We start from the raw sequence: 21,286 nt of genomic DNA, 5'->3' as shown, positions 1-21,286 counted from the left end.
GCCCATGGAAGCCTACGACCTGCTCGGACTCGCCCCGGGTGCCAGCGCGAAAGAGATCAAGAAGGCCTTCCGCCGTCTGGCGATGCGCTGGCACCCCGACCGCAACGCCGACCCCGCAGCCTTGGAGCATTTCAAGGCACTGCGCGCGGCCTATGAAGACCTGCTCGCCGGTCTGGCTGTCGAAGCGGACGATGAAGACGGCGCCGATCAGTCCGACGACGCGGCCGCGGAGGATCGGGGTGCCGATGCCGACGACATCCCGCGCGGCGCCGATCGCCGGCAGGACCTGACACTGACGATTGAGGAAGCGTACTGCGGCGGCGAAACAACGCTCAAGCTCGAAGACGAGACCGAGTGCGCCGAGTGCCAGGGCAGCGGCGAGGAAGTCCTCATGCACACGCGCCTGTGCGCGCACTGCCATGGCACCGGCCGCATTCGCAGCAAGCATGGGCTGCTCGGCTGCAAGCACTGCGCCGGACGCGGCTATCTGACGAAACACGCCTGCCCGGCCTGTGCGGGTAGCGGCCGCATGCGCACCGTCCGTCCACTCGTCGTGCCCCTGCCCCCCGGCCTGCTGGGCGGTGACGAGCTACGCATCGCCGGCGCCGGCGAGGCACACGAAGCCGGCCTGCCCGGCGACCTGATCCTGCGCGTCCGCCTCGCGCGACACGCCCTGTATCGGCTCGACGGCCGCAACCTGCTCCTGAGCCGACCGGTCAGCGCCCTGCGCATGCTGATCGGCGGCGAACTCGCGATTCCGATGCCGGGCGGGACACGCATGCTCAAGCTCGCCCCCGGCAGCGCCACCGCCCGTGATCTGCGCGTTGCGGGGGCCGGTTTCCCCGGGCGTGGCGGCCAGCCCGCGGGCGACCTGATCGTGCAGCTTGCCCCGGTGCTGCCCGACGCCCCGGACGCGGAAATGCGCGCACTGATCGCGCAACTCGACACACTTGTTGCCGCGAAGCATTCCCGGCATCTGCCGGATGTGGCACTCTGGGAAGCACGCTGGCTTCACGACAGGCCGGACGCGCCTTGAGCGCCTGACAGGCATTGCAGCCCCTCCGCGGCAGGCTGCCCGGGCAGGCTCACCACCATTCATCGCATCCCCACGCCTCATGATTCTCGATATTGATTTTGTCTCCGACTTCGTCTGCCCCTGGTGCTTCCTTGGCAAGACGCGTCTTGCCCGTGCCGTGGAACAGGTGCGCACCTCGCATCCGGAACTGGAAGTGCGCATCAATTGGCTGCCCTTCTTCCTCAACCCCGACACGCCTGCCGGTGGCGAGCCCTACCGCCCGTTTCTGGAAGCCAAGTTCGGCGGCCGGCGCGGGGCCGACGACGCACTGGCACGCGTGGCCGAAGCCGCGGCGCCGGACGGCCTGCACTTTGCATTCGAGCGCATCAAGACCCGCCCCAACACGCTCAACGCCCATCGCCTGACCTACCGCGCGCAGTCGCTCGGCCACACCCAGGCCCTCATCACCGCGCTGGGCGAAGCCCTGTTCGCCGCGCACTTCCAGGAAGGGCGCGACATCGGCGACATCGCCACGCTGGTCGATATTGCCGTCGCCAACGGCGACGACCGGGACGAGGTACAGGACTACCTCGACAGCCGCGAGGACGTCGCCACGGTCAAGCGCATGGCGGCACAGGTGCAGAAACAGGGCGTCAGCGGCGTTCCATTCTTCATTCTCAACCGCAAGCTCGCCGTCTCCGGCGCGCAGAGCACGGCGACGCTCGGCGCAGCGATCCTGCAATCGCTGCGCAACGATTGACCACGTGATTGCCCCCGATGCGGATGTCCGCATTGCGGCGCGCGGCCCCATCATCGAGAATGGGCGGATTGCCCCACTTCCGGTGCTGCATCGAAACCGCATATCGCGCGCCCATTCATGAAGCTCCGCACACAGATCTTTTCCGGCTACGCGCTGCTTGCACTCCTCGTGCTGGTCGTCGGCGCGACCGGCTATCTGGCGCTGCGCGCCGTATCGCGCGACTTCGACACCGCCATCAACCGCATTCAGCCGATACTCACGGCATTGCAGACGGTTCGCGCCGACGCCACGTCGCTGGCATTTTCTGCAGCGGTGGCGGCACAGCCGCGGAACCGGGAAGAACGCGCGGCGACCGCAAGCACCTCGACCGGACAGTCCGCGGAGGCCCCTGCCGCACCGGCTCACGCCGCGCCGCCGTCGATTGCCGATCTCATGGCTTCGGTCGATGCCTACCGGACCCTGGTTGCGAAGTCCTTTCCGAACGAGCTGGATGAAGCGCGAGTGATCGAGGCGCACGCGCACGCCTTCGCCCACAGCATCGAGATGCTGCGCATCGATGGCACGACCCTGAGCGACAAGGCGGTTCACGCCCAGCTGGCCAGGATCAAGGCCGCCCTCGATACCCTGCTCGCAGCCGTTGCCGAGGCGACAGCCGGCGAGCAAAGGGAGTTCCACGAGCAGCAGGAAAGCGCCGAGAGCCAGTCGATGCACTACCTGTACGCGATCGTCGCGGTGTGCCTGGTGTCGCTGCTGGCAGCCATCGGAGGCGGCGGACTGCTCGCCTCACACATCTCCCGCCCGATCCGCGCGCTGCGGCACGCCGCACTGCGACTCGGCAGCGGGCGCCTCGATACCCGCGTCGCCATCACGTCGAGCAACGAAATCGGCCTGTTGGCACACACTTTCAACCACATGGCGGATGATCTCGCGCACTCGCTGGTATCGCGCGAATACGTCGAATCGATCATCGAATCGCTGGCCGAAGGCGTCGTCGTGCTCGACGAGGCCGGACGCATCGAACGCTGCAACCCGGCGATGCGCCGGCTCTACGACGAGTCGGTGCTGGGAGCGCTGGAGGGTCGCGCCCTGCGCGAAGTGTTCGTCACCGACAGCGATGTCGAGGGCCTGATGGGAGATCCGACGGCGCGTCAGGGCTTCGAGTGCCGCCTGGCGGGCCGTCACGAACCGCCGACCGTGGTCGCGGTCTCGGTCTCCCCGATCATGCTTGGCGCCAGCAACAAGGGCCGCGTGCTGCTGGTTCAGGACGTCACCGAGCGCAAGCGCCACGAGGAACGGCTCAGCTATCTCGCCAGCTACGACGTGCTGACCGGGCTGCCGAACCGGCGCATGTTCCTCGACCACCTGCGCAGCAGCCTCGTCCGCCTGCCGTGGAACAAACAGCACATCGGCCTGCTGTTCTGCGACCTCGACCGCTTCAAGTTCGTGAACGATTCGCTTGGCCACAGCATTGGCGACATGCTCCTGCAACGCATCACCGAGCGCATCCGCGACGTGTTGCGCCCGGGCGACATCGTCGGACGCTGGGCGGGCGACGAGTTCGTCGTGCTGCTCGACGAAATTGCACGCCCCGACGACATCGACCTCGTCGCCGCGAAGATCGTCGAGTCGCTGCGCCAACCGGTGCAGATCGGCCCGCATGAGCTGTACGTGACGGCATCGGTTGGCACCGCCTGCGCCCCCGGCGACGGGCTGGATGCCGATGAACTGGTGAAGAATGCCGATCTCGCGATGTACGCCGCCAAGGCCGCCGGCAAGAACCACTTCATGCGTTACGCCCCCGAGATGCGCACGCGCACCGAGCTGCGCCTGCTGCTGGAGCACGCCTTGCGCAGCGCGCTCGACGCCGAGGACCAGCTGCAGGTGCACTACCAGGCGCAACAGAATCTCGACGGCAGCCTGATCGGTTTCGAGGCGCTGGTGCGCTGGCAGCATCCGCAGCTCGGCCTGATTTCGCCGGCGCAGTTCCTGCCGGCCGCCGAGGAAGCCGGCCTGATGGCGGCGCTCGATGAAAGCGTGCTGCGCATGGCCTGCGCCGAGCTGCGCCGCTGGCGTGAATCCGGCTGGCCCCAGCTGCGCGTGGCGGTGAACCTGTCGAATCAGTCCTTCCGCCGCGAAGACCTCGTCGACATGGCGGCGCGCGCGATCGCCGAGGCGGGCGTCCCCCCCTCGTCGGTGGAGCTCGAACTCACCGAAGACATCGTGATGGAGAACGTCGGCTCCGCCGTGAACACCATGGACCGGCTATGCGCCCTGGGCATCCACCTGTCGATTGACGACTTCGGCACCGGCTACTCCTCGCTCAGCCAGCTCAAGCGCTGCCCGATCGAACTGCTGAAGATCGACCGCTCCTTCATCACCGACGTGATCCACGACGAGAGCGATCACGCGATTACCAATGCGATCATCGCGCTGGCGCACAAACTCGGCATCAAGGTGCTCGCCGAAGGCGTCGAAACCCAGGCGCAATTCGATCTGCTGCGCCAGTCCGGCTGCGACGCGATACAGGGCTATCTGCTGAGCAAGCCACTGCCGGCCGATGCGCTCCCGGCCTGGCTGGCGGCGCGCCCGCGCTAATCGCCAAATGGATGACGCCGCGCGCCCGGCCGTGCCCGAATTCCCGGCCGGCGATGCGGCCGGCGATGCGGTCAGCGCGCGATCGGGGCGGCCGGATGCACGGGCAATACCGACGGCGGCAGCGCCGGCGTGCCGTCGGGATTCACGCTGTGGCAGCGGTAGCAGTTGCGATGCGTGATGAAGGCGACCCGATCGTGACACTTGCCGCAGAATTGCCCGCGGAATATGTCTTCCATGCGGATTTGCGTGCTGCCGGCCTTTTCTGCAAACGGTGATGGATGGCAGTTGCTGCAATCGAGCCATTCGGTGTGTGCGCGATGCGGAAAACGCACGTTCGGCATCAGGCGCGTGTTGCGCATGATGATGTCGAGATCCAGCGGCGGCGGGCGATCCTTGCCGTCGAGGCGCTGGCGCGGTGCGATCGTCTGGCGACGCAGCGCGGTCATCCAGTCGACCTTGCCGTCGCGGTCCAACGGCATGCCGTCGAGCGCCTCGCCCGCCCGCTGCAGGCGATCAAAGGCGGGGTTGCTGGGATCGTAGAATTCATCGCGCGCGCTCGTCGGCTCTGCCGCGTGGGCAGGCTGTGACTGAGGCTGCGGCGCAGGTGGCGGCTCATCCGCAGACGGCACCTCGACCGCCTTCAGGGCAGCGACGGCATCTCCGCCCTCCCCCGCCATCAATGCCATGCACAGCCCGACCAGACTGAGCAAGAATCGTTTTCCCGTCATCGGATTACACGTCCAGACATTCGCCGAAGCCTCGAAGGCAATTTCGGCACCAGATTCGCGACGCCCACCGGATCGCCCGGCACGCGACGCCCCAAGGGACCGCAATCGCCGCACGCCGGAACATGAACCCGCGTGCTCCGCGCGATTCTGCCCCGTTCGTCGGCGCGAAGCCACCGAAAATGCCACCTTGCATGCACGTCGGACCACATGCCGGCGGCCGGTCTATACTGCGGTCATGTCAGCATTGCCGCCCCTGCCGGTTCTTCCCGAAGAAGAGCTTGAAGAGCGCTTCGTCCGCGCCTCCGGACCGGGCGGCCAAAACGTCAACAAGGTATCCACCGCGGTCGAACTGCGCTTCGATGCCGCGCATTCTCCCTCGCTGAACGACGCGGTGCGTGAAAGACTGATCCGCCTGGCGGGGCGGCGCGCCACCTCGGATGGCGTCATCGTGATCAGCGCACAGCGCTTTCGCACCCAGGAACGCAATCGCGCCGATGCGCGTGCACGCCTTGCCGCGCTGATCCAGCGAGCCCACGAGGCACCGACGCCGCGCATCGCCACCAAGCCGACCAAAGCCTCGGTCAGGCGCCGACTCGACAGCAAACGCACCCAGAGCGAACGCAAGCGCACCCGCAGCGGACGCACCCATCACGACCAATGACGATCACGGAGATCCGGCCAGCATGACCCTTGCAGCCCCGCGGCACCTTGCGGCATTCGCCTTGAGCGGCGCCCTGTGCGCCATCGGCACGGCACATGCCGAAACGATCGGCGACGTATCCACCGTGTGGAAGCTGATCGGCCCCAATCACAAGGTAGTGGTTGAAGCCTACGACGATCCGCGCGTGGAGGGGGTGACCTGCTACGTATCGCGCGCCAAGACCGGCGGGCTGTCGGGCGCCGTCGGCCTCGCCGAAGACCTGTCCGAAGCCTCGATTGCGTGCCGTCAGGTCGGACCGATCAAGATTCGCGAGCCCTTGCCGCTGAAGCAGGAAGTGTTCTCCGAACGCCTGTCGGTGCTGTTCAAGCGCCTGCAGGTGGTGCGCATGGTGGACGCCAAACGCAACGTGCTGGTCTATCTGACCTACTCGGACAAGATCATCGAAGGCAGCCCGCAGAACAGCGTCACCGCGGTACCGGTCGACCGCGCCATCCCGATTCCGGTGCGCTGAGCGCGGCGCTGGCGGCGGCATCGGCGCGGCGCATAGGAGGGGCGAAAAGCAAGGGGCCGTGCAGGCACGGCCCCTTGCGGAAACACCGGGTCGGCGGACGCGGCAGCAAAGCCGCCGGCGCCGCGCGTGCGCTTACTTGCCGATCTTCACCGCGCTGGCAAAGATGATTTCATCGAACTTGCGGTTCAGCGAGCTGCTGGTGAAGTTGGTCATCACCATGCCGTCGCTCCAGCTCACCGTATCGCCGGCCTTGGCTGCGGTTTCCGGCGCGGCGACCCACACGGTCTTGTCGCCCTTGAGCACTTCCAGGTAGGTATAACCGCCGCCACTGATGACGCTCTTGACCTCGCCGACGTTGGCCGGAGCGGTCTGTGCCGGCTGCGCGGCTTGCGGCGTCGGCATCGGCGCTTGCTGACCCATCGGCGCCGTGCCGTGCGGCGCGACGCCGGTGATGGCGGCACCGACCGGGCCCCAGGCATTCACGAACAGGATACGGTCGAAGCTGCGACCCAGCGACTTGGAAGCGAAATTCGTCATCACCGCGGCGTCGCCCCACTGCACGGCATCGCCTACCTTGATGTCAATCTGCCCACCGGCCAGCCACACCTTCTCGCCGTTGCCGGTTTCGACTTCCGCATATGTGTAGCCACCGCCCTGCAGCAACTCGATGACCTTGCCGGAATTCGGCGTTGCGGCGGACACCGTCGGCGCGGCGGCGGGAGCTACCGGTGCCGGTGCCACAGCGGCGGGCGCAGCGGTCTCTTCTTTCTTGGAACAGGCGGACAGGCCGACCGATGCGGCCACAGCAAGCAACAACCAACGATTCACAGGAATTCTCCGCAAAATGGCAGTGCCAAGTGGCCATGCCTAAACGTTAATTTTATCACACCGCAAAAACAATCCCATGCGGATACCCGGCGGTGCGATTTGTAACAGGACCCGCAAACCGCCGCCAACCCCTTACCCGCGGTCGCCATTACTGTTTCTGCAAAACGGCGCAAGCTGGGATAATGCGCATAGTCCGGCGCAGCAGGCAACAGCCTGCCGGCGGACGAAGGACCGCCGATGCGAATCGGCGGTCCCCGGGAAAATCGGGCCGATCGGCGTATCGGCCGCCCGGCCCCGCGGTCTGTGTACCGCACTTGATGTACCGACGGGGGCGCCACGGCGCTCCCCGATTAAACCCCGGCGGCTTCCGCACCGGGGTGGCTAGGGAAGTGCTGGAGAGCCGTGCCCCGCGGTCATGCCGCCGCACGGCAAGCGCTCCGGAACTTCCCGTAACGGAATCGGGAAACATTGTCATGTCCCACCAGCGTCGCGCCATGCGAAGGCGCGTGCTCGCCTCGATGGGAGGCCTCGTTGCGGCAGCGTTCGCGCCGCCCGCCCTGTCCGTGCCCGGCTCGACACGGACCACCTCACCGAGTGCACGTTTCGAGCCATTCAAGCTCGCGGCCCTGCCTCCCGCAGCCTTGCGGCGCGCGCTCGAACCGCTGCGCGGGCGGGCGGTGCTGGTGAATTTCTGGGCAAGCTGGTGCGAGCCCTGCCGCATCGAGATGCCCGCGCTGGTCAGCCTCGACGAAGCCGAACCCGGCATCGCGCTGGTGACCGTTGCGGTCGCCGACCGTGCCGACGACGTGCGCCGCTTCTTCGACGAGCACCTGCTCGAACCGACCGTGGTCGCCGACCCGGAGCAGGTCATCGCCCGCGCCTGGGACGTCAGCTACCTGCCCACCACCTTGCTGCTCGACGCCGCCCACCAGCCGCAACTGCGCGTGCGCGGCGAACTCGACTGGCACCATGACAGCGTGCGCGCGCATCTCCGCGCCTTCGCGGCCAAACGGCCGACACAAGCCTGAAACCGATTCCGGAAACCCGACCATGAACCGCCGAGACTTCCTCAAGACCTCCGCCATCGCCGCCGGCCTCACGCTGCCCGCGTGGAGCCGCGCCGCAACGCCCGACCCCGTCCACCAGCCCGCGTTCGCGCCGACGCCGGACAACGGCTGGCGCGTGTTCGAGCTGAGCAGCCGCATCGAACCGTCCGCCACGGATGGCATCACCCGCGTGTGGGTGCCACTGCCGTCCGTGAGCGACGCCGAGTGGATTCGCCCGATGGGCAATCAGTGGCAGGGCAATGCGCAGCAGATGCGCGTGCTGACCGACCCGGTGTACGGCGCGTCGATGCTGTCCGCCGAATGGGCCGCCGGCACGGCCGCGCCGGTAGTCGAAGTGGTCAGCCGCTTCGCCACGCGCGACCGCGCGGTGGACCTGTCACGCCCCGGACCGGTGCGTCAGCTGGCGGCGGATGAACGCACGCTGTACACCCGTGCCACGGTGCTGCTGCCGACCGACGGCATCGTGCGCGACACCGCCAGCGAGATCGTGCGCGGTGCCACATCGGACGTGGACAAGGCACGTGCGATTTACGAATGGATCGTCGCCAACACGTTCCGCAACCCCAAGACCCGCGGCTGCGGGCTCGGCGACATCCGCACGATGCTGGAAACCGGCGACCTGTCGGGCAAATGTGCCGACCTCAACGCGCTGTATGTGGGCCTGGCACGTTCGGTGGGCGTGCCGGCGCGCGACGTGTATGGCGTACGTGTCGCGGATTCGCGCTATGGCTACAAGAGCCTGGGCAAGAGCGGCGACGTGTCGAAGGCGCAGCACTGCCGCGCCGAAGTGTGGCTGGAACGCTTCGGCTGGGTGCCCGTGGACCCCGCTGACGTGCGCAAGGTCGCGCTCGAGGAACCGCCGGGCCAGTTGTCGATGCTCGACCCAAAGGTCGCCGCGGCGCGTCAGGTGCTGTTCGGCGCCTGGGAAATGAACTGGGTGGCGTACAACGTCGGCCACGACCTCCGCCTGCCCGGCAGCGACGGGCCGGAAGTACCCTACCTGATGTACCCGCAGGGCGAAAACCGCGACGGGCGGTTCGACAGCCTCGACCCGGCGAAATTCCGCTACACGCTGACAGCGCGGGAGATCACGGCGGCGTGATCGGCGCGATGAGACCGGCGCCGTCGCAAGGGCGCCGGGGATTGCTATCATCGCGTGCATGAACGCCTTTCTCGACTCCCGCTGCGAACAGCTCGACATCCGCGGGCTGCGCTACAACGTCCGCCACTGGGGCACGCCGGACGCCCCCGTGGTGTTCTTCCTGCATGGCTGGATGGATACGTCGGCGACCTTCCAGTTCGTCGTCGACGCGCTGAAGCAGGACTGGCATGTGATCGCGCCGGACTGGCGCGGCTATGGTGAGAGCGAGTGGCTGCGGCGACCGTACTGGTATCCCGATTACTACGGCGACCTCGACGCACTGCTCGCCCATTATTCGCCGGATCGCCCCGCGCGCCTCGTCGGACACAGCATGGGCGCGGGCATCTCGAGCGCTTACGCGGGCGTGCGGCCCGCGCGGGTCGCGCAGCTGGTGATGATGGATTTTCTCGGCCTGACGACGACCCGGCCGCACGAAGCGCCCGGACACATCACGCGCTGGCTCGACAGCCTGCAAAGCGATCCGCCGCAGCGAAACTATCCCGATCACGACGCGTTCGCACGCCGCCTGCTGCAGGTCAATCCGCGCCTGACGGCGGAACGCGCAGCCTTCCTCGCGCACACGGTCTCGCGCACGCTGCCCGACGGGCAGGTCACGATGGGCGGAGACCCCTGGCACAGGGTGGCGTCGCCGGTCCGTTACCAGTCCGACGATGCGCTGGAGGCGTGGCGGGCGATCGAGGCGCCGGTGCTGCTGCTGCTGTCGGACCAGGGCTACGTGCTGAAGCGGTTCGGCGAAACGCCCGACGAGATCGAACGGCGGCTGGCGTGCTTCGCGAACTTGCAGCGCGTGACCGTCACCGACTCCGGCCACAACCTGCAGCACGACCAGCCGGAGCAGGTCGCCGCGGCGCTCGAAGCCTTCCTGCGGCGCGACTAACGCACTTCCCCGCGCAGTCCCGCCACCGCCGAGTGCAGGCTTTCGGGCGTCGCCGCATCGGGCGGGAATGGCGTGCCGCCGACCAGCTCGATGCGGCTGAACAGGCCGCGGCGGAACGGGCGGCTGAAGGCCGGGCCATCCTTGCGGCTGAAAGTGCTGCCCCACAGGCCGCGCAAGGCCAGCGGCACCACCGGCACCGGCGTGCGCTCGACGATGCGGCGGATGCCCGGACGGAAGGGCTGAATCTCGCCGTCGGCGGTAATCTTGCCTTCCGGGAACAGGCCCACCAGTTCGCCGGCTTCCAGCGCCCGGGCGACCTCCTCGAAGGCGCGCTCCATCATTGCCGCATCCTCCTTCGCCGAGGCGATCGGGATCGCGCGGCTGGAACGAAACACGAAGGACAGCAGCGGCCAGCGGAAGATCTGATGATCCATGACGAAGCGGATCGGACGGCGCGACGCGGCCGTGATGATCAACGCGTCGACAAAGCTGACGTGGTTCGCCACCAGCAGCGCGGGCCCCTCCTCCGGCACGTGCTCGATGCCTTCGACGCGCAGGCGATACACGGTGTGCACGAGCAGCCAGACGATGAAGCGCAGCAGGAATTCCGGCACCAGGGTGTAGATGTAGAGCGCCACGGCGGCGTTGAGCAGCGCGGTGATCAGGATCAGCTGCGGGATCGTCATGCCGGCGGCGAGCAGTCCCGCGCCCATGCCGGCCGCGACGACCATGAACAGCGCGTTGAGGATGTTGTTGCCGGCGATGATGCGCGAGCGGTGCGCCGGTTCGGAACGCGACTGTACCAGCGCATACAGCGGCACGATGAAGAAGCCGCCGAACAGGCCGATCATCACGAGGTCGAACAATGCGCGCCAGCTCAGCGGGTTCATCAGCACCGCCGCAAGCGGCAATGGGTCGCCGGTGTGGATCGCGACGGGGCTCGCCCACCACAGGTCGAGGGCGAACAGGGTCAGGCCGATCGAGCCGAAGGGCACCAGACCGATCTCGACGTGCTTGCCGGAGAGCCGCTCGCACAGCAGCGAGCCGGTACCGATGCCCACCGAGAACAGCGCCAGCAGCAGCGTCACCGCGTGCTCGTCGCCGCCCAGCACGTCCTTGGCGTAGCCGGGGAACTGCGACAGGAACAGCGCGCCGTAGAACCAGAACCACGAAATGCCGAGGATCGACAGGAACACGGTGCGGTTGCCGCGCGTGAAGCCGATGTTTCGCCAGGTCTCGGTGAGCGGGTTCCAATTGATCCGGAGGTTCGGGTCGGCCGCCGGCGCCGCGGGAATCGCGCGGCTCGTCAGGTAGCCCAGCACCGCGACCGCCAGCACCGCGGCCGACAGCCACGCGGCGCCACCGGGCAGCGCGATCGTCACGCCGCCGGCGATCGTGCCGAGCAGGATCGCGATGAAGGTGCCGGATTCGACCAGCGCATTGCCGCCGACGAGTTCCTCCTCGCGCAGGTACACCGGCAGCACCGCGTACTTCACCGGGCCGAAGATCGTCGAATGCACGCCCATCAGGAACAACGCGGCGAACAGCAGCGTCAGCGAATCGAGCGCGAACGCGACGGCCGCGAGCGCCATGACGGCGATTTCGAACAGCTTCACGAAGCGGATCAGGCGTGTCTTCTCGAACTTGTCCGCCAGCTGCCCGGAGGTCGCCGAGAACAGGAAGAACGGCAGGATGAACAGGCCCGCGGCGAGATTCACCAGCACGCCCGGCGACAGCGTGGTGTAGCGCGCGGCCTGGAAGGTGAGCAGCACCACCAGCGCGTTCTTGTACAGGTTGTCATTGAAGGCGCCGAGGAACTGGGTCAGAAAGAAGGGCAGGAAGCGCCGCTCGCCCATCAGCTTGAATTGGGAACTCATGTCGGGGTCCGGGAGAAAAAACGTCGGGTTTCGAAAATCTGTGGCGCCAGTCGCTTGCCGCGGCTGCGCAGGTGGCGCTTGAGCACCAGGGCGAACAGCAGCGGATTGTGCTCGCGAATCGCTTCAAGCACCGGTACCGCGGCGGCATCGAGCATGCCCTCGCTGGCGAGCAGCGCCGGCGACACCAGGGGCACGATGCCCGGCAGGGGGTAGTCGGTGCCGAACAGCAGGCGCGGGTGCCATTCCTCGCGTTCGACGATTGCACGCAGCACGGCAAGTTTGCGGTTGCGCTGGATGATCGCCGAGATGTCGCCGAACAGCCGCGGCGCGTGGCGCGGCTCGGCCATCATGCGGGCGAAGAGTTCGAAGCTCGCCACGCGCGGCCCGTTCTCGCCGCGATCGAGGTCGATATCTTCGCCGATGCTCGCACAATGGGCCATCACGACGCGCACGCCATGCTCGAGCGCACGCCGCAGGCGCAGGGGATTGCCCCACCCTGGGTGACCCGCGCCGGCGACCGCCTGCTCCTCGCCGACGTGGGTGATCAGCGGCAGGTCGAGGCGCACCAGCGCCGCGTAGAAGCGGTCGCAGGCGGGCGAGGCGGGATCGATGCCCATCGCCGGCGGCAGCCATTTCACCGCACGCGCGCCGTCGGCGACGGCCGCTTCGAGCGCCGCGACGGCATCGGGCCGGTACGGATGGACCGAGCACACCCATTCGAACCACTGCGGCGCGGCCCGAACAACGTCGCGCGCATAGGCGTTCGGAACAAAGAAGGCAGAGCGCTCGGGCTGCGCGCGGCCGGCCTCGTCATGCGCGTGATCGAAGGCGAACAGCATCAGCTTGAAGCCCGGCGCCATGCCTTCCATCAGGTTGTGCAGGCGTTCGACGTAGCTCTGGTCCACGCGCCCCGGCGCCTCGTGCGCGCAGCCGGCGTTGAGGTAGAACAGGCGCTGCAGATATTGCAGCGGGTGGAGCGGGCTCAGCATCGTCTCCGAGATCCTCACGCCGCTGCCGCCATCGCCGATGCCGGCGAGGTGCGCGTGGCAGTCCCACACCTGCGCGGGATCGAGTCCTTCCCAGGCGCCCAGCACCAGATCGTGCTGCGCCAGTTCCGGCGGCAGCGCAGCACGGCAGGGATTGAGCAGCCACGGCCGGCCCAGCATCGCGGCGACACCGGTCGCGGACAGCGCGCCGAGGCCGAGGCCGGCAGCGAGCCAGCGGCGGCGCACGGGCGAGAATGGCGTGGGCATCACGCCGCCTCCGCCCACTGCCTGAGCGTCACGTAGTCGATCTTGCCGGTCCCGAGCAGCGGCAGCGCGTCGATCGGCACGATCTTGCGCGGCACCGCGAGCTCCGGCAAGCCGTGCTCGCGCGCGCTGACGAGCAGGCGCTCGCGGCTCAACTCGCGGTCGCTGGTGAACAACACCAATGCCTCGCCCTTGGCGGCATCCGGCTGCGTCGACGCGGCATGCTGGGCCGCGGGGGCGGTCGCGGCCGCGAGCTTCTCGACCGCTTCGAGGCTCACCATCTCGCCGGCGACCTTGGCGAAGCGCTTGACGCGGCCGACGATGCGCACGAAACCGTCGTCGTCCACTTTCACGACGTCGCCGGTCTCGTACCAGCCCTCGCCCGCGTCCGAGACCGGCGGCCGCAGCACGCCCGGCTGGTCGACCTTGAGGTAACCGCTCATCAGGTTAGGACCCGAGACATGCAGCATGCCGCCCTCGGCAATGCCCGGCACCGGCAGCAGGCGCGCCTGCAGCCCCGGCAGGAAGGGGCCGACGGTGCCGCTGCGATAGGCCATCGGGGTGTTCACCGCCATCACCGGTGCGGTTTCGGTCGCGCCGTAGCCTTCGAAAATGCGGATGCCGAAGCGTTCGAACCACGTCTGGCGCACCGGTTCGGCGAGTTTCTCGGCGCCGGCGATGACGTAGCGCAGGCGGTAGAAGTCGTAGGGGTGGGCGAAGCGCGCGTAGTTGCCGAGGAAGGTGCTGGTGCCCAGCAGCACGCTGCAGCCGCGGTCGTAGGCGAGCTCCGGGATCACGCGGTAATGCAGCGGGCTGGGGTAGAGAAACACGCTGGCGCCGGAGAGCAGCGGCAGCAGGCCGCCGGCGGTGAGACCGAAGGAATGGAACAGCGGCAGCGCGTTGAGGATCTTGTCGTCGACCGAGAAATCGACGACCGCGCGGATCTGCGCGATGTTCGCCAGCAGCGCGCGATGCGACAGCACGACGCCTTTCGGCTTGCCTTCGGAACCCGACGTGAACAGCACCACCGCGGCATCCTCGGGCGCGCCGATGTGCGTCGCGGCACGCGGGAAATGCACCGCCCACGACATCAGCCACAACTTGTCGGCGAGTCCCATGCCGGCACGCAGTTCTTCCAGATACACGAAACGCACGCCTTCGAGCGCAGCCAGTTTGTCGCCGAGTTTGGCCTGTTCGACGAAAGCGCGCGAGGTGACGACGGTGCGGATCTGCGCCGCGGTGCACGCCGCCTGCATGCCGTCGGCGCCGGCGGTGTAGTTGAGCATCGCCGGCGTGCGGCGGAAGGCGCTGAGCCCGAAGACGAGCGCGAGCGTCGGCGCAAGATTCGGCAACAGCACGCCGACGTGTTCATTGGGCGCCGATTCCTTCGCGACGAGGCGACCGAGCGCCAGCGCCATCTTGATGAGATCGCCGTAGGAATACTCCTCCTGCTTGAGATCCTCGACCAGCCGGCGCGCGCGCCCGTGGATCGCCGCGGCGTCGAGCAGGGCCTCGAACAGCGTCTGCTGCGGCCGGCTGGCGAAGATCATCTCCTGCATGATGCGGCGCATCGCCTCGCCGGCCTTGCGGCGGCGCTCGCGCGCGACGGGGGCGACGGGCATGTCGATGCGCGTCACCGGGTGGATCGTCAGCGCGAGCTGCGGAAACAGGCGCCGCGGAAAACGCCCGCCCATGCGCGAGAAGTAGGTGCGCGCGGCGCCGTCGATCTTCACCGGCAGGATCGTCGCACCGGTGCGCGCGGCAACGAAGGCCGGGCCGTCGTAGGTCTTCATCAGGCTGCCGGTCGTGGTGATGCGCCCTTCGGGGAAGATCACCACCGGCCGGCCGGATTCGAGCAGGCGCACCACTTTCTTCATCGCCATCGGGCTCGTCGGGTCCACCGCGAGGTAATCGACCAGCGACAGCACCAGGCGGAACCAGCGGCTCTTCGCCACGCCGGTATGCACGACGAAGACCGGGTCGAGCGGCAGGAAGAGGCCCAGCAACAGGCCGTCGAGAAAGGATTCGTGGTTCGCGATCACCAGCAGGCGCGCTTCCCCCGAAGGGACGCTGCCGCTGACGCGCACGCGGAACAGCACGCGGGCAAAGCTGCGCAGGACGATCTTGATGAGCGGGCGGAACATGGTCGGGTCTCGTCGTTCGATGGCGTGAAAGGGGATGGCGGTCGGGCGCGAGCGAGCGTCAGCGCGGCGGCGCGTCGGGCCAGATCACTTCGGGGCGTTTCATGTCGCGGAAGGCCGCCATCAGCCAGGAGCGCATGCCGATCACCATCGTGTAGGGGCGGCGGTCCGCGGGCGCCAGTTTCTGGTCGGCGATGTGCTGCTGGGCGAAGTCCTGGCCGATGCGCGCGAGGCGCTCGCGAAAGGAATTCGCCAGGCCGCGGCCGATCTGCCCATGCACCACCATCAGCATCTCCGATTCGCCGTCGAAGCCACCGGCGAAATAATCGTCCAGCACCTCGGCGCGGAAATACTGCATCACCGGCCCTTGCGCGCGCCAGCGGAAGCCCTTGGCGAGCTTGAGGTGGTAGCGGTTACCCGGGCGCAGGTCGATCACGCCGAGGCGGTCGAGGCGCACGAGGTGCTTGACGACTTCCGCCTCGCCGAGCCGGTAGGTGGCGACGATCTGTTCCAGCGTCCAGTGGCTCAGGCAGCAGATCGCGACCAGCAGCAGTTTGCGATCACCGACGACGGCCTTTTCCTGCGCCAGCGACAACTCCATCAGCAGCGGTTCCTTCTCGGCGACGCTGCGCGCCAGATCGGCGAAGTCGAGGTTCAGCGCGCGACACACCGCATCGATGCGCGACAGCGGCATGTCGCCGCTCGCGGAGAACATGCGCTTGACGCTGGACTCGGCGATGCCGAGACGTTCGGCCAGCGCGGCGTAGGTAAGCGCGGAGGCCTTCAGTTCTGCCTTCAGCGCGGTGACGAGATCGGCGGTGGTGCTCATGGTCGGTTCCGTTGGTGACAGCCTGGCGCCCAGATTATCGACATGCGATATCCGGCACGAGCGAACGTCATCAAGTATCGCATTTCGATACCTTCAGCGCATCTGCAGCGGACTTCGCGCGGTGAAATTGTACCGGCAGCGCAACAAGGGAATCATCGGCCACGTCATCAACGCAAGGGAGCACGAGATGGAAACGATTGTTCGCCGCGATACCCGCGCCTGGCGCATGCAGGTCTGGATTTCCTTCGGGCTGGCGCTGCTGGTGTGTACCGGCGGTCTGGTGGCGCTGCCCGGCGCCGAGCTCGATCGCGCCTTCATGGTCATGGGTTATGCATTCTGCCTCACCAGCGCGTTCGCACTGGCGAAATTCGTACGCGACTCGGAAGGTGGGCCGAAGGACACCCCGCTGTGGCGCATGGAGATCAACCCGACCTGGAAAGCCTATCTGCTGGTGAGCTGGCTGTACCTGATTTCCTGCGCCTTCACGCTGGCCAAGACGCTGCGCGACGCGTGGGAGGCCGACCGTGCGGAAGCCCGCCTGAGCGCCGCCGGCGAGCCCGAACTGTGTGGCGCGGCGCACGTCGCCGCACGCGCCACACACCACACCGAGACCACTACTTTGCCCGCGCGCTGAGGCGCCGGGCACCACCCGAGGAGAACATCATGAAACTGGAACAACGCGAACGCCGCAAGGCCCTCTCCCTTTTGCTCGCCGTGCCACTGGCGCTCGGCTGCGGCGCGGCGCGCGCCCATGGCGGGCCGTCGGAAGCGAGTGCCGTCTCGGCCTTGTCGCTGGCCCTGCCGCTCGCCTCCGTGGTGGCCGCGCCGGTGATGATCCTGTCGGCCGGGGCGGTGCTTACCGTCACCGCGGTCGAAGCCTCCGCGCACGGTACGCTGTGGATCCTCGAGCGCGCCTCGGACGGCGTGCGCGCCAGCATCGAACTGGGGGCCGAGGCGGTCGGCGCATCGCTGGTCGCAGTCGGCACGCTCATCACCGTCACCGCGCTGTCAGCAGGCTGGATCCTGTCGGCGGCGGGCGCCGCCCTGTGTTTCGTGCCCAATGCGCTGGGGCAATCGCTGCTCTACAGCGAGCGGATCACGCCATGAACGCCCGCGACGTCCTGCAGCGCGGCCTGCGCGCCGCCATCACTGCCCTCCTCGTCGCCGTCGCCACCTGGCTCGCGCCGCCGGCGCTCGCCGGCCAGCCCTGCACCGAACGCAGGCTCACGGCCGATGAACTCGTGCGCAGCCTGGAACTCGCCGCACGCACCGCAGCTGCGCTCGAGCGCAGCGGCGCACGCGCTGCGATCGTCGCACGCGCTGGGCAGGATCTGCGCGAATGGGGTCTGCGCTACTCGCACATCGCGATCGCCTACCGCGACGGCGATGCCGCGGGCGGACACGGCGCCTGGCGCGTCGTGCACAAGCTCAACCACTGCGGCAGCGACCGCGCGAGCCTGTTTCGCCACGGCCTGGCCGAGTTCTTCGGCGAGGACCTGTACGACTTCGAGGCCGGCATCGTGACGCTCGAGCCCGCGGCGGGCGCGGTGCTGGCGGCACGCTTGCGCGACAACTTCACCGTCGCGCGCCTGCACGAACCGCGCTACAACATGCTTGCCTATGCGTGGGCGACGCGCTACCAGCAGAGCAACCAGTGGGCGCTGGAGACGCTCGCCCACGTGCTGGAACCGGCCGCGACCGACCGCCACCGCGCACAGGCCTGGCTACGCCTGCGCGGCTACCAGCCCACGACGCTGCACATCAATGCCGTACGCCGCCTCGGCGCCCGCGTCGGCAGCGCCAACATCGCCTTTGACGACCACCCCGCGGCGCGGCGCTTCAGCGACCGCATCGACACGGTCACCGCCGATTCGGCGTTCGACTGGCTGATGCGCAGCGGCCTCGGCCGCGAGCGATTGGCGGTACGGTGAACGGCCGCCCTTGCCGTCCTCACCCGCGGTCGCCGCGGCGCGCCGCACCAGGATAGGGCGACCGGGTTGCCATACGCCCGAACAGCGTGCAACTGCCGGTGCGAGCCTAGGCGGTCTTCACTTCGGCCGCGTCATCGTCCGTTTCCGGATCCGGATCCTTGCTCGGATCGGGAACCGGGTCGTGCTCGGGCGCCGGATCGGGCGCCGGATCGTGGCCAGGGCCGGGTGGAACAGTCGCTCGCATGGAAACCTCCATCAGTACGTTGCGAACTGCCCGCAGGGGCGCGCAATGATCGACATCAGCGCACCCGCGCGGTTCTCAAATATAGGACTCGGGTTCGGGAATGCTGCGGAGAACTGCCATTCCCGCCCTTGCGTCACGAATTCCTCGCCGGCCGGCCGATGTGTCGGCGCGTCAGCAGCCTAAAGAAATCATGGGCCGGGCCGTTATGGTTATCGTGCTCGCTTTTCGACGGCACGGCCATTGCTTCGTTTAGTATCTGTATGTCCGGAGATCCGGGCGTAACCGTTAAACCGCTTTTCCGGGGATCGTTCGATGAGGAAATTTTTGTGCCTCTTGGCCGCACTGCTTGCAGGCACATTCCGCCTCGCGTCCGCCGGCGAGTTCGACACCACCGTCGACATGCGTGCGACCAGCGCAACGACCTTCTACGTCGAAGGGCGGATTGCCGGACTCGGTAACGTGGACCTGATGGTCGACACCGGCTCCGGCTACATGACGATCAACGAGGAGATGCTCGCGCAGCTGGAAGAAACGGGCCAGGTGCGCTACGTCAAGCAGTTGCGCGGCAGGCTCGCCAACGGCAGCGAACTGAACGTGCCGGTGTACGCGATCGAGGCCTTGAGCATCGGCGGCGGATGCTGGCTCAAGGATGTCGAAGCGGCAGTCTTTCCGGGCGCCACGCGCGCCATCCTGGGGCTCAATGCGCTGCAGCGCGCGGCGCCGTTCATCTTCTCGTTCGAGCCGCCGCGCCTGGTGCTCAGCAACTGCCTTGCCACCGCGGCGAACCCGTCGGCCGACACCGCCGACACCGCCGACCTCGCGGCCTTCGACAACTGAAAAAAATGCCGGCACGTCATGCGGCGTGCCGGCCGTTGCCGCATTCAGGCGATCCTCGTCCGAAGCGGCGTTGTTTCCGGGCACTTACGGCGTGAACACCGGCCTTTCCGGGTAAAACGCGTTCGGGTCGGTACTGCGCCCGCCATCCCACGTGCTCCCCTTGCCGCGATACATCGCGGGCCTGTCCGGCACCGTCTCGAACGCCGAGAATTCGCTGATCGGCTGGTCCATGGGTCGCAGTTCGACGTACTGCTCGGCGCGATACTCGGGCCTTGCCTTCAGTTCGTCCGCGGTTGCGCTCAGCCGCAGCTTGCCGTCCTCATAACGCATGCGGTCGAGCGGCACGGTGATTTCCTTGTCGCCGAAACCGAGGAGTCCGCCGGCGGAAATCACCGCATGGATGTTCTTCTCCTGACGGCTCTGGACGACCCTCTTCACCGACCCGATCGTTTCACCGTTGATGCCGACCACTTCGGTGCCACGCAACTGGCTCGGCGTCATCGTCTGCACCTGTCCTGAAGTGCCCATCTGCGAGCGCATCGGCTGCTTGGTCTGACCCTCCGTGTACGAGCCCGCGAGGGCTCCCGTCGGGACCGCAACCAGCGCTGCGATGGCGCCGACCAGCAAAGACTTGCGATATAGGGAACTCATATCATCCTCCTGCCTGTGGTGTCCGTCCGAACGTCTCGCCCGCACCTGGGACGAGTACCTGGCATCGATCCAGCTCGCGCCCGCAGCAAGCACGCACGATTCAAGACGGCTCGCTGGCGGCCGGTGGATCGAGGTAAGTCTTCGATCGATCAACAGGTTGCCAAGTTCCGGGGCGCAAGCGGCGCACAAGGGCCGCAAGGCTGCGCGGCCCGCCCGATAGACGGGTCATGTCGACATTCGGGCGCTTGGCGAGATCTGCGTAAGCTGTTGATTACATTCAGACTGCCGTCGCGCAGAGATGTGCCGCGGCCGCCACGGACGAACGGCACGCCTGCGACCGTATTACGCGGCAGTAACAATGTGTATTTCGGCCACGCGCGCGCGTCGCAGCAGCGTCACTGTCGGACCGGTCGATGCCGTCACGGCGCCCGACCGTATCCGCAGGGGCCCCGCCTACAGCCCGGCCGACTTGCCGCGCCCCATCAGCCCGCGCACGGTTTCCTGCAGGTCGGCCGGCAGCACGACGACCTTGGCGTTATCGCCGGCCCCCAGGCGTTCCATCGCGGCGATGTATTTTTCGCCGAGGAGGTACATCATCGGCACGGTCTGGTCGCCGACCGCGGCGGCGACGCGGCGGATCGCTTCGGCCGAGGCTTCGGCCAGCATCACCTGGGCGTTGGCATCGCGCTTGGCGGATTCGAGGCGCGCTTCGGCTTCCAGGATCGCCGCCTGCTTGGCGCCTTCGGCCTTGGTCACCGCGGCCTTGCGCTCGCGTTCGGCGGCGGCCTGCAGTTCCATCGCGCGCTGCATCGATTCGGACGGATTGATGTCCTGAATTTCCACCGACTTGACGGTGAGGCCCCAGTCGACGGCCTCGTCGGCGATGCTCTCGCGCAGGCGCGCCTTGATCTTGTCGCGCGACGACAGCGCGGCGTCGAGATCCATCTCGCCGACGATCGAGCGCAGCGTGGTCATGATCATGTTGCGAATCGCCTCGGAAAAGTCCGTGACGCCATACACCGCCTTGACCGGATCGGTGATCTTGACGAAAGCGATCGCATTGGTCCGGATCACCGCGTTGTCGCGGGTGATCACTTCCTGTTCCTGCACGTCGAGGATGATGTCCTTGGTGACGAGCTTGTAGGCGATGCGGTCGAGGTAGGGAATGATGATGTTGAGGCCGGGCTTGAGCGTACCGTGGTACTTGCCCAGCCGCTCGACGATCCACTCCTCGCCCTGCGGCAGGATGCGCACCCCCTTCGCGAGGGTGACGACGACGAAAATCAGTACTGCGACTACGACGATGAACCCTTCACTCATGC

Annotated in this window: 21 protein-coding genes; 12 read left to right on the top strand and 9 right to left on the bottom strand. The window is 67.5% G+C overall.

Going from position 1 to position 21,286, the window contains the following annotated elements:
• Positions 1-4: 4 nt before the first annotated feature.
• The 3 genes from GPA25_RS13060 (at position 5) to GPA25_RS13050 (ending at position 4,370) form a co-directional block, all read left to right on the top strand.
• Positions 5-1,036 (top strand): DnaJ C-terminal domain-containing protein, encoded by a 1,032-nt coding sequence (locus GPA25_RS13060; RefSeq protein WP_169260839.1) that lies wholly within the window; start codon positions 5-7, stop codon positions 1,034-1,036.
• Between the two features lie 79 nt (positions 1,037-1,115).
• Positions 1,116-1,775 (top strand): DsbA family oxidoreductase, encoded by a 660-nt coding sequence (locus GPA25_RS13055; RefSeq protein ID WP_169260838.1) that lies wholly within the window; start codon positions 1,116-1,118, stop codon positions 1,773-1,775.
• Positions 1,776-1,892: 117 nt separating this feature from the next.
• Positions 1,893-4,370, top strand: coding sequence for a putative bifunctional diguanylate cyclase/phosphodiesterase (locus tag GPA25_RS13050; protein WP_169260837.1), 2,478 nt, complete (start codon positions 1,893-1,895; stop codon positions 4,368-4,370).
• Between the two features lie 71 nt (positions 4,371-4,441).
• Here GPA25_RS13050 and GPA25_RS13045 read toward each other — a convergent pair whose 3' ends face one another.
• The gene (locus GPA25_RS13045; protein WP_169260836.1) at positions 4,442-5,098 is read right to left on the bottom strand and encodes a c(7)-type cytochrome triheme domain-containing protein; all 657 of its coding nucleotides are present in this window, start codon (positions 5,096-5,098) and stop codon (positions 4,442-4,444) included.
• A gap of 235 nt (positions 5,099-5,333) precedes the next feature.
• Between GPA25_RS13045 and arfB the strand changes: the two genes are divergently transcribed.
• The gene (gene arfB / locus GPA25_RS13040; protein ID WP_169260835.1) at positions 5,334-5,759 is read left to right on the top strand and encodes an alternative ribosome rescue aminoacyl-tRNA hydrolase ArfB; all 426 of its coding nucleotides are present in this window, start codon (positions 5,334-5,336) and stop codon (positions 5,757-5,759) included.
• Positions 5,760-5,781: 22 nt separating this feature from the next.
• The gene (locus GPA25_RS13035) at positions 5,782-6,270 is read left to right on the top strand and encodes a CreA family protein (RefSeq protein ID WP_169260834.1); all 489 of its coding nucleotides are present in this window, start codon (positions 5,782-5,784) and stop codon (positions 6,268-6,270) included.
• A gap of 132 nt (positions 6,271-6,402) precedes the next feature.
• Here GPA25_RS13035 and GPA25_RS13030 read toward each other — a convergent pair whose 3' ends face one another.
• Positions 6,403-7,098 (bottom strand): hypothetical protein, encoded by a 696-nt coding sequence (locus tag GPA25_RS13030; protein ID WP_343034924.1) that lies wholly within the window; start codon positions 7,096-7,098, stop codon positions 6,403-6,405.
• A gap of 473 nt (positions 7,099-7,571) precedes the next feature.
• On the opposite strand from GPA25_RS13030, the gene GPA25_RS13025 reads away from it, so the two are divergent.
• Genes GPA25_RS13025 through GPA25_RS13015 form a run of 3 tightly spaced genes read left to right on the top strand, consistent with a single transcriptional unit; the run spans position 7,572 to position 10,204 of the window.
• The gene (locus GPA25_RS13025; protein ID WP_169260833.1) at positions 7,572-8,126 is read left to right on the top strand and encodes a TlpA family protein disulfide reductase; all 555 of its coding nucleotides are present in this window, start codon (positions 7,572-7,574) and stop codon (positions 8,124-8,126) included.
• Between the two features lie 22 nt (positions 8,127-8,148).
• Positions 8,149-9,267: a transglutaminase-like domain-containing protein gene (locus GPA25_RS13020; protein ID WP_169260832.1), complete on the top strand. Its 1,119-nt coding sequence runs from the start codon at positions 8,149-8,151 to the stop codon at positions 9,265-9,267.
• A 58-nt stretch (positions 9,268-9,325) separates the two neighbouring features.
• Positions 9,326-10,204, top strand: a complete 879-nt coding sequence (locus GPA25_RS13015) for an alpha/beta fold hydrolase (protein ID WP_169260831.1) — start codon at positions 9,326-9,328, stop codon at positions 10,202-10,204.
• On the opposite strand, the gene GPA25_RS13010 is transcribed toward GPA25_RS13015, so the two are convergent.
• The 4 genes from GPA25_RS13010 to GPA25_RS12995 are packed head-to-tail and all read right to left on the bottom strand — an operon-like array spanning position 10,201 to position 16,301.
• Positions 10,201-12,081 (bottom strand): MFS transporter, encoded by a 1,881-nt coding sequence (locus GPA25_RS13010; RefSeq protein ID WP_169260830.1) that lies wholly within the window; start codon positions 12,079-12,081, stop codon positions 10,201-10,203. The two genes, GPA25_RS13015 and GPA25_RS13010, sit on opposite strands and share 4 nt — an antisense overlap.
• Positions 12,078-13,334, bottom strand: a complete 1,257-nt coding sequence (locus tag GPA25_RS13005) for an amidohydrolase family protein (protein WP_169260829.1) — start codon at positions 13,332-13,334, stop codon at positions 12,078-12,080. The genes GPA25_RS13010 and GPA25_RS13005 overlap by 4 nt, the downstream gene beginning before the upstream one ends.
• Positions 13,334-15,475 (bottom strand): bifunctional acyl-ACP--phospholipid O-acyltransferase/long-chain-fatty-acid--ACP ligase, encoded by a 2,142-nt coding sequence (aas, locus tag GPA25_RS13000; protein ID WP_169260828.1) that lies wholly within the window; start codon positions 15,473-15,475, stop codon positions 13,334-13,336. Before aas ends, GPA25_RS13005 begins: the two co-directional genes overlap by 1 nt.
• 58 nt (positions 15,476-15,533) lie before the next feature.
• Entirely contained in the window at positions 15,534-16,301 is a 768-nt protein-coding gene (locus GPA25_RS12995) for a helix-turn-helix domain-containing protein (RefSeq protein ID WP_169260827.1), read from the bottom strand.
• 187 nt (positions 16,302-16,488) lie between these two features.
• Between GPA25_RS12995 and GPA25_RS12990 the strand changes: the two genes are divergently transcribed.
• From GPA25_RS12990 to GPA25_RS12980, 3 genes are read left to right on the top strand one after another with little or no spacing between them, the layout of a single operon-like run.
• On the top strand, positions 16,489-16,935 hold the full coding sequence (locus GPA25_RS12990; protein WP_169260887.1) for a YiaA/YiaB family inner membrane protein: 447 nt from the start codon (positions 16,489-16,491) through the stop codon (positions 16,933-16,935).
• Between the two features lie 29 nt (positions 16,936-16,964).
• The gene (locus GPA25_RS12985) at positions 16,965-17,408 is read left to right on the top strand and encodes a hypothetical protein (RefSeq protein WP_169260826.1); all 444 of its coding nucleotides are present in this window, start codon (positions 16,965-16,967) and stop codon (positions 17,406-17,408) included.
• The gene (locus tag GPA25_RS12980; protein ID WP_169260825.1) at positions 17,405-18,232 is read left to right on the top strand and encodes a DUF2145 domain-containing protein; all 828 of its coding nucleotides are present in this window, start codon (positions 17,405-17,407) and stop codon (positions 18,230-18,232) included. The genes GPA25_RS12985 and GPA25_RS12980 overlap by 4 nt, the downstream gene beginning before the upstream one ends.
• Positions 18,233-18,338: 106 nt before the next feature.
• Here the strand turns inward: GPA25_RS12980 and GPA25_RS12975 are convergent, their stop codons facing one another.
• Positions 18,339-18,476 carry a hypothetical protein gene (locus tag GPA25_RS12975; protein WP_169260824.1) on the bottom strand — a complete coding sequence of 46 codons (138 nt, stop codon included), beginning with the start codon at positions 18,474-18,476 and terminating at the stop codon, positions 18,339-18,341.
• 312 nt (positions 18,477-18,788) lie between these two features.
• Between GPA25_RS12975 and GPA25_RS12970 the strand changes: the two genes are divergently transcribed.
• Complete coding sequence (locus tag GPA25_RS12970) at positions 18,789-19,313, top strand: retropepsin-like aspartic protease (RefSeq protein WP_169260823.1); 525 nt, start codon at positions 18,789-18,791, stop codon at positions 19,311-19,313.
• Positions 19,314-19,397: 84 nt separating this feature from the next.
• On the opposite strand, the gene GPA25_RS12965 is transcribed toward GPA25_RS12970, so the two are convergent.
• Both GPA25_RS12965 and GPA25_RS12960 read right to left on the bottom strand, forming a co-directional pair.
• Positions 19,398-19,964: a PRC-barrel domain-containing protein gene (locus tag GPA25_RS12965; RefSeq protein ID WP_169260822.1), complete on the bottom strand. Its 567-nt coding sequence runs from the start codon at positions 19,962-19,964 to the stop codon at positions 19,398-19,400.
• A gap of 453 nt (positions 19,965-20,417) precedes the next feature.
• Complete coding sequence (locus tag GPA25_RS12960) at positions 20,418-21,284, bottom strand: SPFH domain-containing protein (protein ID WP_169260821.1); 867 nt, start codon at positions 21,282-21,284, stop codon at positions 20,418-20,420.
• Positions 21,285-21,286: the final 2 nt, after the last annotated feature.

The sequence above is a fragment of the Aromatoleum diolicum genome, from assembly GCF_012910955.1.
Taxonomy (GTDB): Bacteria; Pseudomonadota; Gammaproteobacteria; order Burkholderiales; family Rhodocyclaceae; genus Aromatoleum; species Aromatoleum diolicum.
The sequence above is the reverse complement of the archived record's forward strand: the minus strand, read 5'-3'. Positions and strand labels throughout refer to the sequence as shown.

Bases quoted from the DNA above. Each gene is read 5' to 3' on its own strand.
- GPA25_RS13060 (WP_169260839.1), top strand. From the start codon at position 5: ATGGAAGCCTACGACCTGCTCGGACTCGCCCCGGGTGCCAGCGCGAAA.
- GPA25_RS13055 (WP_169260838.1), top strand. From the start codon at position 1,116: ATGATTCTCGATATTGATTTTGTCTCCGACTTCGTCTGCCCCTGGTGC.
- GPA25_RS13050 (WP_169260837.1), top strand. From the start codon at position 1,893: ATGAAGCTCCGCACACAGATCTTTTCCGGCTACGCGCTGCTTGCACTC.
- GPA25_RS13045 (WP_169260836.1), bottom strand. From the start codon at position 5,098: ATGACGGGAAAACGATTCTTGCTCAGTCTGGTCGGGCTGTGCATGGCA.
- arfB (WP_169260835.1), top strand. From the start codon at position 5,334: ATGTCAGCATTGCCGCCCCTGCCGGTTCTTCCCGAAGAAGAGCTTGAA.
- GPA25_RS13035 (WP_169260834.1), top strand. From the start codon at position 5,782: ATGACCCTTGCAGCCCCGCGGCACCTTGCGGCATTCGCCTTGAGCGGC.
- GPA25_RS13025 (WP_169260833.1), top strand. From the start codon at position 7,572: ATGTCCCACCAGCGTCGCGCCATGCGAAGGCGCGTGCTCGCCTCGATG.
- GPA25_RS13020 (WP_169260832.1), top strand. From the start codon at position 8,149: ATGAACCGCCGAGACTTCCTCAAGACCTCCGCCATCGCCGCCGGCCTC.
- GPA25_RS13015 (WP_169260831.1), top strand. From the start codon at position 9,326: ATGAACGCCTTTCTCGACTCCCGCTGCGAACAGCTCGACATCCGCGGG.
- GPA25_RS13010 (WP_169260830.1), bottom strand. From the start codon at position 12,081: ATGAGTTCCCAATTCAAGCTGATGGGCGAGCGGCGCTTCCTGCCCTTC.
- GPA25_RS13005 (WP_169260829.1), bottom strand. From the start codon at position 13,334: ATGCCCACGCCATTCTCGCCCGTGCGCCGCCGCTGGCTCGCTGCCGGC.
- aas (WP_169260828.1), bottom strand. From the start codon at position 15,475: ATGTTCCGCCCGCTCATCAAGATCGTCCTGCGCAGCTTTGCCCGCGTG.
- GPA25_RS12995 (WP_169260827.1), bottom strand. From the start codon at position 16,301: ATGAGCACCACCGCCGATCTCGTCACCGCGCTGAAGGCAGAACTGAAG.
- GPA25_RS12990 (WP_169260887.1), top strand. From the start codon at position 16,489: ATGGAAACGATTGTTCGCCGCGATACCCGCGCCTGGCGCATGCAGGTC.
- GPA25_RS12985 (WP_169260826.1), top strand. From the start codon at position 16,965: ATGAAACTGGAACAACGCGAACGCCGCAAGGCCCTCTCCCTTTTGCTC.
- GPA25_RS12980 (WP_169260825.1), top strand. From the start codon at position 17,405: ATGAACGCCCGCGACGTCCTGCAGCGCGGCCTGCGCGCCGCCATCACT.
- GPA25_RS12975 (WP_169260824.1), bottom strand. From the start codon at position 18,476: ATGCGAGCGACTGTTCCACCCGGCCCTGGCCACGATCCGGCGCCCGAT.
- GPA25_RS12970 (WP_169260823.1), top strand. From the start codon at position 18,789: ATGAGGAAATTTTTGTGCCTCTTGGCCGCACTGCTTGCAGGCACATTC.
- GPA25_RS12965 (WP_169260822.1), bottom strand. From the start codon at position 19,964: ATGAGTTCCCTATATCGCAAGTCTTTGCTGGTCGGCGCCATCGCAGCG.
- GPA25_RS12960 (WP_169260821.1), bottom strand. From the start codon at position 21,284: ATGAGTGAAGGGTTCATCGTCGTAGTCGCAGTACTGATTTTCGTCGTC.